This window comes from Oceanobacillus aidingensis, assembly GCF_042654105.1.
In the GTDB taxonomy this organism is placed as follows: domain Bacteria; phylum Bacillota; class Bacilli; order Bacillales; family Amphibacillaceae; genus Oceanobacillus; species Oceanobacillus oncorhynchi.
Map to the genome: position 1 here is coordinate 163,747 of NZ_JBHSFT010000050.1, position 16,752 is coordinate 180,498.

A 16,752-nucleotide genomic window follows, 5' to 3' on the forward strand; every position below is an offset into this window, starting at 1 on the left:
GATGCGAAATATTATTATATTATTATTGCTCGTCATCTTTTTTCTGAGCGGACTCGTATTTGGAATGCAGAAGAATGAGCCGGCTGAACAAACGGTATCCTCCGACACTCCTGCAGTAGTAATAGAGGATGAAGCGCAAGATAGAGAGGAACAGGAAGAGATTATTGTTGCAGAAACAGATGTACTTGAAGGTGGAAATTATTCGTTGACCAACCGTACAGCAGCTACTATGGGAGGCATCGTCAAACAATTATTTGAAGTAATTGTATCCATCATGTATGGAATAGGAGAGTTGTTTTTTTAATCAACACCTAAGTTAATCATTGAATCTCAAGGCGTCAATTGCTATAATCAATGCTAGTAATTGACGCCTTTTGTTATGGGAAGAAAAATAGGGGCTACAGGAAAAACTTAGGAGTGTGCGTGAAATGACGAATAAAAAAAGAAAGGTCAGAAACTTTTCGATTATTGCCCATATCGATCATGGGAAGTCTACATTAGCTGATCGTATTCTTGAAAATACAGAAACCGTGACAAAACGTGAAATGAAAGACCAGCTGCTGGACGGAATGGATTTAGAGCGTGAACGCGGAATAACCATTAAACTGAATGCAGTACAATTAAAATATACAAACCAGGCTGGCGAAGAATTTATTTTTCATTTAATCGATACGCCAGGCCATGTTGATTTTACTTATGAGGTATCCAGAAGCTTGGCAGCCTGTGAAGGAGCGATTCTTGTCGTAGACGCAGCACAGGGGATTGAAGCGCAGACCTTGGCAAACGTTTATTTAGCGATGGAAAATGATTTAGAAATCATTCCGGTAATTAATAAAATTGATTTGCCGAGTGCTGATACGGAAAAAGTGAAAAAAGAGCTGGAAGATGTGTTAGGGATCGACGGCGATGAAGCAATTCTAGCTTCTGCCAAAGCAAATATAGGGATTGAGGAAATTCTGGAGCGTATAGCAGAGGTTGTTCCAGAGCCCCCTGGAGAGGCTGAGGACCCGTTAAAAGCGTTAATCTTTGACTCGCTTTATGATACTTACCGCGGGGTTATCGCTTATGTTTGTGTGAAGGAAGGCTCTGTGAAAGTCGGAGACAAAATTAAGATGATGGCTACCGGAAAAGAATTTGAAGTGAATGAAGTCGGGGTATTTACACCGAAGCAGCTTGCCAAAAAAGAGTTGACGGTCGGGGATGTTGGTTATTTAACTGCATCGATTAAAAATGTCGGTGATTCAAGGGTCGGAGATACGATTACGTTGGCTGATCGACCAGCGGATACAGCGCTGCCTGGTTACCGCCGTCTGAATCCAATGGTATTCTGCGGACTATATCCGGTAGATTCTAATGATTACAATGATTTAAGAGAAGCGTTAGAACGTTTAGAACTGAATGATTCTTCCCTGCAATACGAAGCAGAGACTTCCCAGGCGCTTGGTTTCGGCTACCGCTGCGGATTCCTGGGACTGCTCCACATGGAAATTGTCCAAGAGCGTATTGAAAGAGAATTTGGTATCAGTTTAATTACGACTGCTCCAAGTGTTATTTTTGAAGTTGAGCTGACGAATGGTGATGTATTTTCGGTTGATAACCCTTCTGAAATGCCAGATCCACAAGTAATTGAGGAAGTACGTGAGCCATACGTAGAAGCTACAATTATGGTTCCGAACGATTACGTCGGAGCAGTGATGGAAATTGCCCAAAAGAAACGCGGGAATTTTGTAGATATGCAATATTTAGATGATATTCGTGTAAATGTAGTCTATCATATTCCGCTTTCGGAGATTGTATATGACTTCTTTGACCAGTTAAAATCACAGACAAAGGGATATGCTTCATTTGATTATGAGCTGATCGGCTACCAGCCTTCCCGTCTTGTGAAAATGGATATATTGCTTAATGGCGATTCAATTGATGCGTTATCGCTTGTTGTCCACCGTGACTTTGCGTATGAACGCGGAAAGCAGATTGTTGAAAAGCTGAAGACACTAATTCCAAGACAGCAATTTGAAGTGCCGATTCAAGCAGCAATCGGTAACAAAATTGTAGCCCGTTCTAATATCAAAGCGGTACGTAAGGATGTAACAGCAAAGCTTTACGGCGGAGATATTTCCCGAAAAAGAAAGCTTCTTGAAAAGCAAAAAGAAGGTAAAAAGCGTATGAAGATGGTAGGTTCTGTAGAAGTTCCTCAGGAAGCGTTTATGGCAGTCCTGAAGATGGATGAGGATTAACTGCTGAAATAATCTATTGTCGCTATTAATTAATCCCGTTACCGTGTTTTCTGCCGGTTGCGGGATTTTTTAAAGAATAAGAATGCTTATAAAAATAGCTGTAAATAGCCGCTGCGGAAAAATACTACGCTTTCCATGGGCCCCGATCCGAGCTCATCTCCTTTAAAGAAGACTTGCTGATTGGCAAGAATATCGTGTTTTAATGACTAAGCGATGTTCTTGCCTTTGAATTAGGAGGTCACAGGCCGATTTTTCGTTTACATTGCGAGAGGACATAAAGTATTATAAAATAACTTCAGAAATAACAACTGGTGTTTCTGAAGAGGAAAACAAGAAAGAGTTATCTTATCTGTTTTTTTTAACAAAGGAAGGAAGTTCAATCGATGCAAGTTCAGTCAGTATATATTCATATTCCTTTTTGCAAGCAGATCTGCCATTACTGTAATTTTGTAAAATACTTTTACATGGAGACGAAGGCAGATGCCTTTATAGATGCTTTAATAAAAGAAATAGACACAGCTATCCCAGGAAGGAAAAATGTCTTTCGGACGATTTATATGGGCGGAGGAACACCAACTGCTTTGTCGATGGAGCAATTGCAGAAGCTTTTTCAGTTTTTAAATGAAAAGTTTGACCTCTCCTCCTGCGAAGAATTTACAATCGAAATCAATCCGGGGGATATTGATACGGATAAAGCAAAATTACTTCACGGTTATGGTGTAAATCGAATTTCTTTTGGAGTTCAGGTAATGGATGATGAGATGCTTGAAAAAATCGGGCGCATGCATCGAGTGAAGGATGTTTATACAACAGTTGATATTCTTACACAGTCAAATTTCTCTAATATTAGCCTGGATTTAATTTATGCTCTCCCGGATCAAACCGTTGCCCACTTTGAAAAAACTTTAAAGGAAGCACTGCAATTCGGTCTGCCGCATTATTCAACCTATGCGCTGCAAATTGAACCGAAGACCGTGTTTTATCATAAACGGAGAAAAGGAGCCCTGCACCAGCCTCCAGAGGATGATGAAGTAGAAATGTATCAGCTGCTTCAGGAAAATATGAAAAAGCAGGGCGTCTATCAATATGAAATAAGTAATTTTGCCAAGCCGGGGTTTGAGAGTAAGCATAATTTAACCTATTGGAATAATGATTATTATTTTGGTTTCGGAGCAGGGGCTCATGGTTATTTACCGGGAAAGCGGACGGCAAATTATAAACCGCTGGGGACTTATATGAAGGAAATTAGCCGCAGCGGATCAGCAGTCGAACATTTTGAGGAAATAACCCTGCAGGATCAGATTGAAGAAGAATTATTTCTGCAGCTCCGAAAAGCAGAAGGAATTAATACAGAAGCATTCAGGGAAAGATATGGACTATCGCTGGATAAATTATATCAGGAAGAGTTACTTCAGTTAACAAACGATAAATTAGTAACTTACCATGATGGAAGCTATGTATTGACAAATAGAGGAATGCTTCTCGGGGACAGGGTTTTTCAGCAATTTTTATTATTGGAGAACTTTGAACAAAAAATAAAGGAAGTAAAAAGCCAAACGGTTTGACAAAAGAAATTGAATTTGATAATTTTATTATAGATTTAGCACTCAAAAGATGAGAGTGCTAACAGAGGTGATCATCATGTTAACAGATAGGCAACTTATGATATTGCAGGTGATTATTGATGATTTTATAGAATCTGCTAAACCGGTCGGCTCCAGGGCATTATCTAAAAAAGATACCCTGCCGTACAGTGCCGCAACCATTCGAAACGAGATGGCGGATTTAGAAGAATCGGGGTTTTTAGAAAAGACGCATACATCTTCTGGACGCGTGCCTTCAGAAAAAGGATATCGTTATTATGTTGATCATTTAATTGGTCCTGAAATCCATCAGCATGGACTGGGTATCATTGAAAGATTAACAAATAACGGGATATATGAGTTTGAACAGATTGTGCAGACGGCAGCAGAAGCCCTTTCTAAACTGACCAATTATACGTCTATCATTCTTGGACCGGAAATGTTTGAAGCAACCGTAAAGCAGATTCAGGTATTAGCACTATCCGATCAATCAGCAGTAGCGATTTTGGTAACAAACACAGGGCATGTAGAGCACCGTTCCTTTACATTGCCAAAAGGAGTTTCATCATCTGATATCGAAAAGCTCGTCAATATTTTAAATGACCGTCTTCAGGGCGTTCCGCTTTATCGAATTCCCGAGGTGATTCAAAATGAAGTAGCTTCCTTGATGATGAAATATATGAATGGAGTTGATTCTTCTATCAATTGGATTCGCACGCTCTTCACGCAAGAGCAGGCAGTTAAGCTTTATTTTGGCGGGAAAGCCAATATTTTAATGCAGCCGGAATTTAATGATGTGGATCGAATTCGTTCGTTTTACTCCCTGATGGAGCGTGAGGATGAAATTGTAAATCTCTTGAAAAACTCCAATCAAGGTATTAAAGTTTCTATTGGCCATGAAAATGGAGTGGAAGAGATTAAAGACTTGAGTTTAATTACTGCTTCTTATCACATTGGCGGCGGCCAGATGGGTACCATTGCACTGCTTGGTCCTACGAGAATGGAATATAAAAAAGTATTATCCTTAATGGAAAGCATTTCAAAGGAAATGACTGGTGCAATGGGGAAATGGTATAGTGATAAATCATAAGGAAAACAAGGATTTTAGTTTTCTAACTATATCTTCTATGGTATAGTTTTTAATTGGAAATTAGAAAAGAGGTGCCTGAGTAGATGTCAGAGAATGAAAAAAAAGAAGAAGCAATGCAAGAAGAACAGGAAATTGTAGAAGAGACAGCTGAAGAAGCAGGTACAGATGCAGAAACTGCAGAAGAAAATGATGCGTCAGAAGCTCAAATAGAAGCACTGAAAAATGAAAAAGAAGAACTGGAAGGCCGCATGCTTCGTTTGCAGGCAGAGTTTGATAATTATAAACGACGTACATTAAAAGAGCGCGAAGCAGATCGTAAATACAAAGCACAGGATATGGTTCAGGAATTGCTTCCTGTGATGGATAATTTCGAACGCGCGCTGCAAGTAGAAGTATCTGAAGAAAATAAGAGCATCCTGGAAGGAATTGATATGGTGTATCGTCAATTAAAGGATGTATTTACGTCACAGGGTGTTTCAGTTATTGAAACAGAAGGTGCTGACTTTGACCCGAATGTGCACCATGCAGTAATGCAGATTGAAGATGATTCTGTAGAAGCAAATAAAGTAGTGGAAGAGCTGCAAAAAGGCTATCTCTTAAAAGATCGGGTTATCCGCCCTGCAATGGTAAAAGTAAACAAATAATTAAAAAAAGTGTCGCAGAAGTATTGAAGGAGGAAATAAAGAATGAGTAAAATTATCGGAATCGACTTAGGAACAACAAACTCATGCGTATCAGTGATGGAGGGTGGCGAAGCAGTCGTTATCCCTAACCCGGAAGGAAATCGTACAACACCATCTGTTGTATCCTTTAAAAATGGAGAAAGACAAGTTGGGGAGGTTGCAAAACGTCAAGCAATTACCAACCCGGATACAGTTCAATCTATCAAACGTCATATCGGTACTGACTATAAAGTAACGATTGGCGATAAAGACTATACACCGCAAGAAATTTCAGCGATTATTCTGCAGCATATTAAATCCTATGCAGAAGATTATATTGGCGAAAGTGTAGATAAAGCAGTAATTACGGTTCCTGCTTACTTTAATGACGCAGAACGTCAAGCAACAAAAGATGCTGGTAAAATTGCTGGTCTTGAAGTAGAACGTATTATCAACGAACCAACAGCTGCAGCGCTTGCCTATGGTATTGATAAAGATGATCAAGATCAAACGATTCTTGTATATGACCTTGGCGGCGGTACCTTTGATGTATCTATCCTTGACATTGGCGATGGCACATTCGAAGTTGTTGCAACAGCCGGAGACAATCGTCTTGGCGGAGATGACTTTGATGAAGTCATTATCAAGCATATGGTAGAAGAATTCAGAAAAAAAAATGGCATTGATCTTTCTAAAGATAAAATGGCTGTACAGCGCTTGAAAGATGCTGCAGAGAAAGCGAAGAAGGATTTATCTGGTGTTGCACAGACACAAATTTCTCTGCCATTTATTACAGCAGGTGAAGCTGGTCCATTACACTTAGAAATGACATTATCACGTGCGAAATTCGATGAGTTATCATCTGATTTAGTAGAACGTACAATGAAACCGACTCGCCGTGCGCTTTCTGATGCAGGCTTGTCGAACAAGGATATTCATAAAGTTATCTTAGTCGGCGGTTCTACACGTATTCCAGCTGTACAGGAAGCAATCAAGAAAGAATTAGGTCAAGATCCTTCTAAAGGCGTAAACCCGGATGAAGTTGTAGCACTTGGTGCAGCAATCCAAGGCGGTGTCCTTCAAGGAGACGTGAAAGACGTATTATTACTTGACGTAACACCACTTTCTTTAGGTATTGAAACAATGGGCGCTGTGTTTACAAAACTGATTGAACGTAATACAACTATTCCGACAAGTGCATCTCAAACATTCTCTACAGCAGCAGATAACCAAACTGCAGTAGATATCCATGTACTTCAAGGTGAGCGTGAAATGGCGGCAGATAACAAAACGCTTGGCCGTTTCCAATTAACAGATATCCCGCCTGCACCGCGCGGAATGCCTCAAATCGAAGTATCCTTTGATATTGATGCGAATGGTATTGTTAATGTTAGAGCGAAAGATTTAGGTACAAATAAAGAACAATCAATTACGATCAAGTCTTCTTCCGGTTTATCTGATGATGAAGTAGATCGCATGGTCAAAGAAGCAGAAGAAAACGCGGATGCGGATAAAGCACGCCGTGAAGAAGTAGAGCTTCGCAACCAGGCAGATCAGCTTGTATTCACAACAGATAAAACATTGAAAGATTTAGGCGATAAGGTTTCTGATAAAGATAAACAACAGGCAGAAGCTGCAAGAGATGAATTGAAAGAAGCTTTAGAGTCTAATGACCAAGAACAAATTAAAGCGAAAAAAGAAGCTTTGGAAGAAAAAGTACAGCAGCTTTCTGCTAAGCTTTATGAGCAGGTACAACAAGAAGCTCAAGAAGCACAAGGAGCAGAAAATGCAGAAGGTCAGCAAGGTGACGATGTTGTTGATGCAGATTATACAGAAGTCGATGATGACGATAAAGAAAATAAATAATGAATAACTGCTGAATAAAAGTCAAAGTCAGGATTCTCTTGGCTTTGGCTTTTTTACAGACAGGATAGAAGCAAGATAGTGCTTACAGGTAAATTAGTTTGAAGCTGATATTCATTGTTGCCATAGACAAATGAATGATGATATGATTAAACTTATGCAATCAGAGTATCGGGAGTGAATAATTTGGCAAAACGAGATTATTATGATGTCTTAGGTGTGGATAAGGGCGCCTCAAAAGATGAGATAAAGAAGAGCTACCGGAAACTGGCTCGTAAATATCATCCGGATGTAAATAAAGAAGAGGGCGCAGCAGAAAAATTTAAAGAAGCAAAAGAAGCTTACGAAGTATTAAGTGACGATCAGAAAAAAGCACAATATGATCAATTTGGGCATGCAGGCGCACAGGGTCAAGGCTTCGGAGGCTTTGGCGGCGGTGGCGGAGCTCAAGACTTCGGTGGTTTCAGTGATATTTTTGATATGTTTTTCGGTGGCGGCGGACGTTCACGTGATCCGGATGCGCCACAGCAGGGCGACGATTTACAATATACGCTGATTCTTGATTTTGAAGAAGCGATTTTTGGAAAAGAAACCGATATTGAAGTTCCAAAAGAAGAAGAATGTGATACGTGTCATGGTTCAGGAGCCAAACCGGGAACAAAAGTAGACACATGCTCCCATTGTCACGGCTCGGGTCAATTAAATCAAGAACAAAATACGCCATTTGGCCGTGTTGTCAATCGCCGCGTGTGTCATTACTGTAATGGTACAGGGAAAATCATTCCTGAAAAATGTGAGACCTGTGGCGGTGCTGGAACAGTTAATAGAAAGAAAAAAATTCATATTGATATTCCAGCCGGTATCGATGAAGGACAGCAAATCCGTGTAGCCGGCAAAGGAGACCCTGGGAAAAACGGCGGTCCAGCAGGTGATTTATTTGTTGTTATTCGTGTTCGTAAGCATGATTTCTTTGTCCGCGAAGGCGACCATATTTTCTGTGAACTGCCACTTACCTTTGCTCAAGCGGCTTTAGGCGATGAAATTGAAGTGCCTACGGTTCATGGGAAGGTTAAATTACGAATTCCTGCCGGCACTCAAGCAGGGAAAACCTTCCGCTTAAAAGGAAAAGGGGCGCCAAATGTTCATGGCAGAGGCCAGGGCGACCAGCACATTAAAGTAAAAGTAATGACGCCGACTAATCTGTCAGATAAACAAAAAGATTTACTGCGTCAATTTAATGAATTAGGCGGAAATGAATCCACCGATGAACAAGAGGATAATATTTTCCAGCGTTTTCGTAAAGCGTTCAAAGGAGACTAATCAGAGTGGTCCTCCAGCTTGTAGTTTTGATGATATTTTTTCAGATAAGCAGGCTGGAGGCATCTCTGTTTCTTGGTATAATTAAATATAAATTTTTGGATGAACTTATTTTTATTCAGGAATAGCCACGTCCAGCTCCAAGCGCCAAAAACTAGGAGATTTCACGTCGCGCCCTACGATAAAGAAGACTAGGTGATTGACAAGCCGACAGGCGCAGTCAGAGCCGTAGTCGCACTTATGCCCTGTGGGTGAAAGTCAACATCGGTTCGTCACCTCACCGTGTTTCCTTTATCTCAGGTGCGCCGCCCCAATCTCTACTTTTTTAAATGGGCGCTTTGCGCTTTTGGCTTATAGATATTTCAAAAGAACGGCGGTGTACAACATGAAATGGTCAGAGATTACGATTCTTACGACAAATGAAGCAGTGGAGCCTATTTCAAATATTTTGCATGAAACAGGTGCGAGCGGGTTAGTTATTGAAGATCCATTAGATTTAAAGCATTTTGAAGGGGAAGGCTTTGGAGAAATTGTGGAGCTTGATCCGGAAGATTATCCGGATGAGGGTGTCCGTATCAAGGCGTATCTGCCGATGAACAGCTTTTTAGGTGAAACGGTGGAAGAAATCAAACAGGCAATCAACCAATTACTGCTTTACGATATTGATTTAGGGAAAAATGAAGTAAGCCTGAGTGAGGTCCATGAAGAAGAATGGGCGAGTGCCTGGAAGAAGTACTATAAACCGGTTAAAATATCCAATCGGATTACAATCACTCCAACTTGGGAGGATTATCAGCCGGTCTCTACGGATGAATTAATTATTGAACTGGATCCGGGGATGGCTTTTGGAACAGGGACCCATCCTACAACCATATTAAGTATTCAAGGTTTAGAAGCGTATGTGCAGCCTGATGATAAAATTATTGATGTGGGCTGTGGTTCAGGCGTCTTAAGCATTGCTTCAGTTAAACTAGGCGCTGAATCTGTACAGGCTTTTGATTTGGACGATATAGCTGTTAAAAGCACCAATTTGAATGTGAAGCTAAATCATCTTCAAAATCAAGTGACGGCGAAACAAAATAATTTACTTGATGGGGTAGACATGCAGGCTGATGTCATTGTCTCCAACATCCTTGCTGAAATTATCGTCCGTTTTGTAGAAGATGCTTATAAAAACCTTCGACCTGGTGGCCATTTTATCACTTCAGGGATTATTCAGAAGAAGAAACAATTGGTCCGTGACCGTCTGATAGAAGCTGGTTTTGAGATTATCTCTGCCAGCGAATTGGAAGATTGGGTTTCCATTGTTGCTAAGAAACCAGAATAAAAGCAGGTGATGGCTGATGCAGCGCTATTTTATTTCAAAAGAACAAGTAGAAGATCAGACAATCAAGATTACTGGAGAAGACGTGCACCATATAGCCAGAGTGATGAGAAATAAGCCCGGCGATGAGATTATTTGCAATACGGATGACGGAAAATCAGCACGTTGTAAGATTGAAGAAATACATGAAATTGAAGTGCAGGCAGTCATCGAAAGCTGGTTGGATGAATCTGTTGAATTGCCAGTGGAAGTAAGTATTGCACAAGGAATTCCTAAAGGCGATAAATTTGAATGGATACTCCAAAAAGGAACAGAGCTTGGAGCAGCGAAATTTATTCCCTTTGCAGCGGATCGTTCTGTTGCTAAATGGGATGAGCAAAAGTTTCATAAAAAAGCAAAACGGTTCGGTAAAATCATAAAGGAAGCCAGCGAGCAGAGTCATCGCAACCAGATTCCTGAGCTGTCACAGGTGATGCAGTTAAAAACATTGATAAAAGAAAGTGAATCCTATCATGTAAAGCTATTTGCATATGAAGAAGAGGCAAAGGGAGAGGCAGGAAATACTTCTGCTTTTGCATCTGTATTGGATAGCCTGTCTGATCATGACCGCATTCTGCTGGTAATAGGTCCAGAGGGCGGTATCTCTGCGGAAGAAGCTGCTGTTTTGAAAGATGCCGGGTTCCAGCCAATCCGGCTTGGAAAACGGATATTACGTACCGAAACGGCGGCGTTATATGCGCTTGCCAGTATTTCCTATCATATGGAAGAATTAAGGAATAAGAAAAAAAGGTAAACCAGCCTCTTTTCGGTTGTTTTACCTTTTTTTCTTATATATCCATAATTTTAAGCCCGGCGATATGTCAATTCAGATAAGATTCTATTATTTGCAGGACGCCGGATTCATCATTGGAAGGAGCTCTATGTTTAGCGGTCTTTTGCACTTCCGGGCTGCAGGTTTCCATTGCATAACTGTGTTCTGTTAAAGCCAGCATCTCTAAGTCATTATTGGAATCTCCAAAGGCGAGTAATTCATGCGCGGAGATATTCCATCTGTCTAATAATATGTTTAATCCGTTTCCTTTGTTTACTCCGGGAATAATCATATCGATACTGCCATGGCCGCTGGAAACCGCCTGCATTTCTCCTTGAAAGGCTTGATTTAATTGATAAACGATGTGACTGGTTTGATTGACTTCTACATTTAAAGCAAATTTAACAAACGTATCATCCGGCAAAGAATCAAAATGTTCCACTTCTTTTAATTGGTGATAATAATGCTTGGCTAATTTTTTAAAATCGTTGTCAGCGCTTTTTAAAATATATGCACTGTGTAATCCACATAAAATAAACGCTGCTTTATCTATGCTGTGTATTAAATAGTCAACCGCTTTTTGAACAAATTCATTAGGAAAGCTGTCGATTGTTTCCAGTTTAGGAGAGTCATAGATAATCGCTCCATTTTCCGCTACAAAATAAATGTTATCTTCTTTTCCTTTGAAAAAAGATGTTAATTGGGCGTATTGATTTCCGCTTGCAACAATAAATTTTATCTCATTTTCTTGAAGCTGCTGAAAAATACCGTCAAATCTTTTCCGGTCATAATTACTGCTGGAGTCTAAAAAAGTTCCGTCCATATCCACTGCAATTGCCTTTATCATTGGTAAACCCCCATTGTTTTTGATAGTCTTGCATATACTGCTAGTTTATCATCAAACCATGGCATACTCACTTGATACACTCTGCAGCTTTGCGTTCATTTAATAAATCAACTATTGTGTTTGAAAGATTTGACAGGCGCACCAGGAAAATATAAAATTTTACTGTTTAAAGTCATTTGCCGTGACGCTGTTAGGAGTGAGAAGGATTGAATTTTGAAAGAGAAAAATCGATAGAGCATAATCCGACGGGATCTGCCCGGTTAGGATTAGCATTGCTGCTTGGTCTGCTTGCTTTTTTAGGGCCGCTTAATATCGATATGTATTTACCTAGTTTTCCTGAGATTGCACGAGATTTAGACACAAGCGCTACACTCGTACAGGCGAGTTTAACAGCATGTCTATTGGGCCTGGCAATCGGGCAATTATTTGCCGGTCCCATCAGTGACGCACAAGGCAGAAGAAAGCCGTTATTGATTGCTACGAGTCTGTTTGCGGTAGCATCCATACTATGTGCTTTTGCTCCAAATATTACCCTATTAATCGCCATGCGTTTTTTACAAGGACTGACTGCCTCTGCAGGGGTCGTTCTTTCCCGCGCAGTTGTACGCGATGTGTTCAGTGGACAGGCACTTACGAAGTTTTTTTCGTTATTGATGGTTATTAATGCGATTGCTCCTATGATCGCTCCGATGATAGGCGGTTTTATTCTGTCATTTGATTCGACCAGCTGGAAAAGTATCTTTTTCTTTTTAAGCGTGGTCGGACTGCTTACGGTTACCATTGTAGCTATAAAGCTTAAAGAGACCCTGCCGCCGCATAAGCGTATTCCAAGCTCAGCAGGAGCTTCGTTAAAAACAATGGGCAGTCTGCTGAAGGATCGTTCCTTTATCGGCTATGCCTTAGTCGTTGGTTTTATCCATGGGGGAAGCTTTGCTTATGTATCTGGTACACCATTTGTTTATCAGGATATCTATGGGGCATCCCCGCAAGTGTTTAGTGTATTATTCGGTATCAATGGACTGGCAATTATCACAGGCAGCTTTCTCATCGGACGCTTCAGCGGGATTATACCAGAAAAAACGATGCTTCAAGCAGCGGTTGTCACTGCACTTACAGTCACAACCTTATTGCTTATCATGACCATTATCGAAGGACCTTTAGCATTGATTGTTTTATTCATATTTATTTATATGATTACAATGGGAATGATATTGACAAGCACCTTTACATTGGGAATGTCCAAACAGGATCACCGTGCAGGAAGTGCCAGCGCCGTTTTAGGAATGCTGCCATTACTGCTGGGTTCTATTTTTTCCCCGCTTGCAGGTATTAATGAAGCTTCAGCTGTTCCGATGGGGGCAATCATATTTACCACCACGCTCATCGGTTCTATTGTTTTCTTTACCCTTGTTAAAAAGGATGAGGTAAAGGGATAATTGAAGATTTAACTATCTGATGTGAACTAAAGGACTGACTGCGTCAATCATATATTACTTCATAATAAGGGAATCAAGAAGGAATATATGAGAAATAAAAAGAGATAAATACTGGCTTTCAAGCACTTTTGGCTTTCCCAGTGCGTTTATTTTTCAATTAATCTTTCGCCTTATCTTTGAACATAAAAATTGTTTTCGTATGCTGGATAGTAAGAAGTTCGCAGATCTTCCGACGAAAGATACAGTTTATCGCTTTTTAAACAAGTCTACTTTTAACTGGCGACGTTTCCTGCTTGGCTTCTTCTGTCATCTCGAAAGTATGCCATCATCGTCCTAAAGTATTTATCATCGATGATTCCTCTTATGACCGGGAATAGAAGCAAAAAAGTAGAATTATTAGCCCGGTGTTTTGATTATGCTTCTCAAAAGATGGGGTTTTATAAAGGATTCCGCATGTTGACTTTGGGTTGGTCCGATGGCGTAATTTTTATGCTTGTGTGTGATGAATTGATGAACTGGATTGGGCTGTTGCTTTACAGAAATTAATCGAGACTCTTGATGATGCCATCCAGCATATCAATAAAGCAATACAAAAATTAATCAAAAATCAAGTACAGTAATGAGTGGCAGGTTTACTTAACTATATCAAGGGTTACATGTCTATTTCAGTGTGCGAAAGTTGAGTTAAAAACAAAAAAATCCTTTTTTAAGATGAATCTCTAGAGATTTTTTCTATATTTAAACATTACTGATAGCGTTTCCAAATAAAGAATGATAACATATTAGGAAGAAAGGATTAATTTCCTTGTAATTTGTATTAAAGGAGTGATATTTTTTTCTTAGTCTTGTAGATGCTATGCCGCATACAAAAAAGTAAAGGATGATTAAAATGAAAAAAGTAGGAATGTTGTTTTTTCTGACGTTTTTGTTGTTACTGTTCTTTACGGGAAATGTATTAGCAGCAGAATCAAGTGATAGTTTGGCTAAAGAAGAAATTAAGATGAATGAGTCGATATCGTACGATGGAGAATCGGAAGAAAAAAATCAAAATGTCGCACCTATAATACAAAGGGATTCTGAAAATAATGTATCCTTACCGTCTGAAGGGACAGGCAATACCTCGCATACATTAATTGAGGATGATTTATCTGATGTTACTGAAGGAACTTACGATAATTATAGTATTATAGGTCCCGATCAAAGAACTCGTATAACTAATACTACTGCTTTTCCTAATAGAGCTGTTGTAAGTTTAGTAATACAATTCCCAAATGAGCCAAATAATTTAATTGGTTGTTCAGGTTTTTTAGTAAATGAGGATACTGTTATAACTGCGGGACATTGTGTTTATGACCATGGAAAAGGAGGCTGGGCTGAAGAAGTGACCTCTTTACCCGGCAGAAATGAAAATGCAGCCCCATATGGTAGTTATGGATTTGAAACGTTGTATACAGTTACTGGGTGGAGAGCAGATCAAAACTCAGAATATGACTATGGAGCTATTAAACTAGCAGGAGCTCCAGGAAACGATACTGGATGGTTTGGATATAGTACTACAAATGCAGAATCAAATCCATCTGGGCTAACTTTTAATGTTAGTGGATATCCTTGTGACAAACCAAATGGTACTATGTGGACAGATTCTGGAACTATTCTTTCTGTGACTGACAGACAATTAGGATATGATGCAGACACATATGGTTGTCAAAGCGGATCACCTGTTCACAGAAATTATTCAGATACTGGTCATACTGCAATAGCCATCCATGCTTATGGAGTAGGTGGAACTAATCCCCCTTTAAATAGAGGAACACGTATAACACAAGATGTATTTGATAATATTCAATATTGGAGTAATGAGTAATTGATTCGTTTGTTAAGCTGTCTAACTATTTTTTTTCTAGTCTTATTTGGTTGTCAACAAGAAGAATCCTCAAACGAGGCTAATTTACAGTCAGGAGTAGTTTTTATTATTTTAAATAAGGATCAGTCACCAGTAGAAAATTTTACTATAACTATTGTACAAACAAGCGAGCCTTCTCCAGATATAGGTGTAAAACCAAAACCTACTGATGTTAATGGTAGGACTGAAATGGAATTAGCAGAAGGAGAGACTTATGAAGCTGCTCTTGTTATAAGTGACTATACAACTCAATATGAAGAATTTACTGTTTCAGAGGATAAAAAAGATAATGAATTTACGTTTATCCTTGAGAATTAATAAAATACAGTCGGTATTTTATTATGATTTTTGAAAAGAGGCTGGGACAAAACCCAGTAAAAATAGGCTGTTGAGAAACCTTCGACAGTCTATTTTTATGTCCAATAGGCCGTAATTATTTGGTATAATAGAAGTACCAAACAAAGACGGTGATGAGCTTGTTTCATACGAGAAAACGCACGCAAAACGAAATGGAATTTGTTTGCTTAGAAGACTTAGTTCCCCAAGACTATTTATTACGAAAAATAGATAGATACATTGATTCCTCTTTTATTATTGAAAAGTAAAACCTTATTATTGTGAAGATAATGGTCGTCCTACTCTAGATCCCCTTATTTTATTCAAAATGATGTTTGTTGGGTATTTTTTTGGCATTTGTTCGGAACGCCAATTTGAAAAAGAAATTCAAACAAATAATGCTTACCGCTGGTTTCTAGGTTTAAAACTGACCGATCCAGTTCCCCATCATTCTACCATCAGCTGGAATCGTCGAACTCGTTTTAAAGATACGGAGATTTTTCAAGAAATTTTTGATGAAATTGTTCTCCAGGCAATCAATCACCGTATGGTTGGGGGAAGAGTCCTTTTTACGGATTCCACTCATTTGAAAGCGAATGCCAATAAACATAAATTTAGCCGGAAAGAAGTCGAAGTGGAAACACGAGGCTACATAGAAGAACTAAACCAGGCCATTCAAGAGGATTGGAAACAGAATGGGAAAAAGCCCCTAAAAGATAGAGAGGAAGTGAAACAAGTCAAAACCATTCGAAAAAGTAAAACAGATTCGGAAAGTGGTTTTATGTCCCGAGACCACAAACAAGAAATGTTCTGTTACTTAGATCATCGAACCACAGATGTGAAATATAATATTATTACAGACGCCTATGTCACTCCGAGAAATGTACATGATTCGGTTCCTTATTTGGAACGGTTAGACCGGCAGATCAAACGGTTTGATTTTATCGTGGAAGCAGTAGCTTTAGACTCGGGGTATTTAACGAATCCAATCTGTAAGGGGTTAGCTGATCGGAATATATTTGGTGGCATCGCTCACCGTCGCTATCACCCAACGAAAGGATTATTTCCGAAGTGGAAATTTCGTTATGATGAAGACCGAGATAGTTATACTTGTCCGAATAGAGAAGAATTGCCATCTGCCTATCCAAGCAAGGGTAGATAGATGGGAGTTTATTTCCGTGATATATCTTGTTTTTCTCTTGTTTTTTTAAAACCATATAAAAAAGCTTGTAGAGAAAGTATGGTATTTTCTCTACAAGCTGACCACTAGTGTGAACTGGTGGTTTTGATTGTAAACTAATATTTAACAAATTAGTAGATTGATTCCTTGAAGGTGTGCCCTA

Annotated in this window: 13 protein-coding genes and 2 pseudogenes; 14 read left to right on the top strand and 1 reads right to left on the bottom strand. The window is 39.4% G+C overall.

Features of this window, described 5'->3' with window-relative positions; all coding sequences use genetic code 11:
- The first annotated feature begins 1 nt into the window (after position 1).
- From ACFO3P_RS21760 to ACFO3P_RS21800, 9 genes are all read left to right on the top strand, one after another.
- The gene (locus tag ACFO3P_RS21760) at positions 2–304 is read left to right on the top strand and encodes a hypothetical protein (RefSeq protein WP_193064680.1); all 303 of its coding nucleotides are present in this window, start codon (positions 2–4) and stop codon (positions 302–304) included.
- A 124-nt stretch (positions 305–428) separates the two neighbouring features.
- Entirely contained in the window at positions 429–2,237 is a 1,809-nt protein-coding gene (lepA, locus tag ACFO3P_RS21765) for a translation elongation factor 4 (protein ID WP_042534854.1), read from the top strand.
- A 383-nt stretch (positions 2,238–2,620) separates the two neighbouring features.
- Complete coding sequence (gene hemW, locus ACFO3P_RS21770; RefSeq protein ID WP_042534853.1) at positions 2,621–3,802, top strand: radical SAM family heme chaperone HemW; 1,182 nt, start codon at positions 2,621–2,623, stop codon at positions 3,800–3,802.
- 76 nt (positions 3,803–3,878) lie between these two features.
- On the top strand, positions 3,879–4,910 hold the full coding sequence (hrcA, locus tag ACFO3P_RS21775; protein WP_193064681.1) for a heat-inducible transcriptional repressor HrcA: 1,032 nt from the start codon (positions 3,879–3,881) through the stop codon (positions 4,908–4,910).
- An 83-nt stretch (positions 4,911–4,993) separates the two neighbouring features.
- Complete coding sequence (gene grpE, locus ACFO3P_RS21780; RefSeq protein WP_042534850.1) at positions 4,994–5,554, top strand: nucleotide exchange factor GrpE; 561 nt, start codon at positions 4,994–4,996, stop codon at positions 5,552–5,554.
- 42 nt (positions 5,555–5,596) lie between these two features.
- A complete protein-coding gene (gene dnaK, locus ACFO3P_RS21785) occupies positions 5,597–7,438 on the top strand; it encodes a molecular chaperone DnaK (RefSeq protein ID WP_379542621.1) in 1,842 nt (613 codons plus the stop codon).
- A 183-nt stretch (positions 7,439–7,621) separates the two neighbouring features.
- A complete protein-coding gene (dnaJ, locus tag ACFO3P_RS21790) occupies positions 7,622–8,755 on the top strand; it encodes a molecular chaperone DnaJ (protein ID WP_193064683.1) in 1,134 nt (377 codons plus the stop codon).
- A gap of 382 nt (positions 8,756–9,137) precedes the next feature.
- On the top strand, positions 9,138–10,079 hold the full coding sequence (gene prmA, locus ACFO3P_RS21795) for a 50S ribosomal protein L11 methyltransferase (protein ID WP_193064684.1): 942 nt from the start codon (positions 9,138–9,140) through the stop codon (positions 10,077–10,079).
- A 16-nt stretch (positions 10,080–10,095) separates the two neighbouring features.
- On the top strand, positions 10,096–10,869 hold the full coding sequence (locus ACFO3P_RS21800; protein WP_193064685.1) for a 16S rRNA (uracil(1498)-N(3))-methyltransferase: 774 nt from the start codon (positions 10,096–10,098) through the stop codon (positions 10,867–10,869).
- Positions 10,870–10,936: 67 nt separating this feature from the next.
- On the opposite strand, the gene ACFO3P_RS21805 is transcribed toward ACFO3P_RS21800, so the two are convergent.
- The gene (locus ACFO3P_RS21805) at positions 10,937–11,734 is read right to left on the bottom strand and encodes a Cof-type HAD-IIB family hydrolase (protein WP_193064686.1); all 798 of its coding nucleotides are present in this window, start codon (positions 11,732–11,734) and stop codon (positions 10,937–10,939) included.
- 230 nt (positions 11,735–11,964) lie between these two features.
- On the opposite strand from ACFO3P_RS21805, the gene ACFO3P_RS21810 reads away from it, so the two are divergent.
- The 5 genes and pseudogenes from ACFO3P_RS21810 to ACFO3P_RS21830 form a co-directional block, all read left to right on the top strand.
- Positions 11,965–13,170 carry a Bcr/CflA family efflux MFS transporter gene (locus ACFO3P_RS21810; protein WP_193064691.1) on the top strand — a complete coding sequence of 402 codons (1,206 nt, stop codon included), beginning with the start codon at positions 11,965–11,967 and terminating at the stop codon, positions 13,168–13,170.
- Positions 13,171–13,285: 115 nt separating this feature from the next.
- A pseudogene (locus tag ACFO3P_RS21815) lies at positions 13,286–13,686 on the top strand (transposase); the annotation flags it as partial.
- Between the two features lie 373 nt (positions 13,687–14,059).
- Positions 14,060–15,034, top strand: coding sequence for a trypsin-like serine peptidase (locus tag ACFO3P_RS21820; protein WP_193064687.1), 975 nt, complete (start codon positions 14,060–14,062; stop codon positions 15,032–15,034).
- Complete coding sequence (locus ACFO3P_RS21825) at positions 15,035–15,391, top strand: DUF2606 family protein (protein WP_042534840.1); 357 nt, start codon at positions 15,035–15,037, stop codon at positions 15,389–15,391.
- A gap of 152 nt (positions 15,392–15,543) precedes the next feature.
- Positions 15,544–16,544 (top strand): annotated as a pseudogene (locus tag ACFO3P_RS21830) (IS1182 family transposase); the annotation flags it as partial.
- Between the last annotated feature and the right edge of the window lie 208 nt (positions 16,545–16,752).

Coding starts and splice junctions, on each gene's coding strand:
- lepA (WP_042534854.1), top strand. CDS start 429: ATGACGAATAAAAAAAGAAAGGTCAGAAACTTTTCGATTATTGCCCAT.
- hrcA (WP_193064681.1), top strand. CDS start 3,879: ATGTTAACAGATAGGCAACTTATGATATTGCAGGTGATTATTGATGAT.
- ACFO3P_RS21800 (WP_193064685.1), top strand. CDS start 10,096: ATGCAGCGCTATTTTATTTCAAAAGAACAAGTAGAAGATCAGACAATC.
- prmA (WP_193064684.1), top strand. CDS start 9,138: ATGAAATGGTCAGAGATTACGATTCTTACGACAAATGAAGCAGTGGAG.
- ACFO3P_RS21820 (WP_193064687.1), top strand. CDS start 14,060: ATGAAAAAAGTAGGAATGTTGTTTTTTCTGACGTTTTTGTTGTTACTG.
- dnaK (WP_379542621.1), top strand. CDS start 5,597: ATGAGTAAAATTATCGGAATCGACTTAGGAACAACAAACTCATGCGTA.
- ACFO3P_RS21760 (WP_193064680.1), top strand. CDS start 2: ATGCGAAATATTATTATATTATTATTGCTCGTCATCTTTTTTCTGAGC.
- grpE (WP_042534850.1), top strand. CDS start 4,994: ATGTCAGAGAATGAAAAAAAAGAAGAAGCAATGCAAGAAGAACAGGAA.
- ACFO3P_RS21805 (WP_193064686.1), bottom strand. CDS start 11,734: ATGATAAAGGCAATTGCAGTGGATATGGACGGAACTTTTTTAGACTCC.
- hemW (WP_042534853.1), top strand. CDS start 2,621: ATGCAAGTTCAGTCAGTATATATTCATATTCCTTTTTGCAAGCAGATC.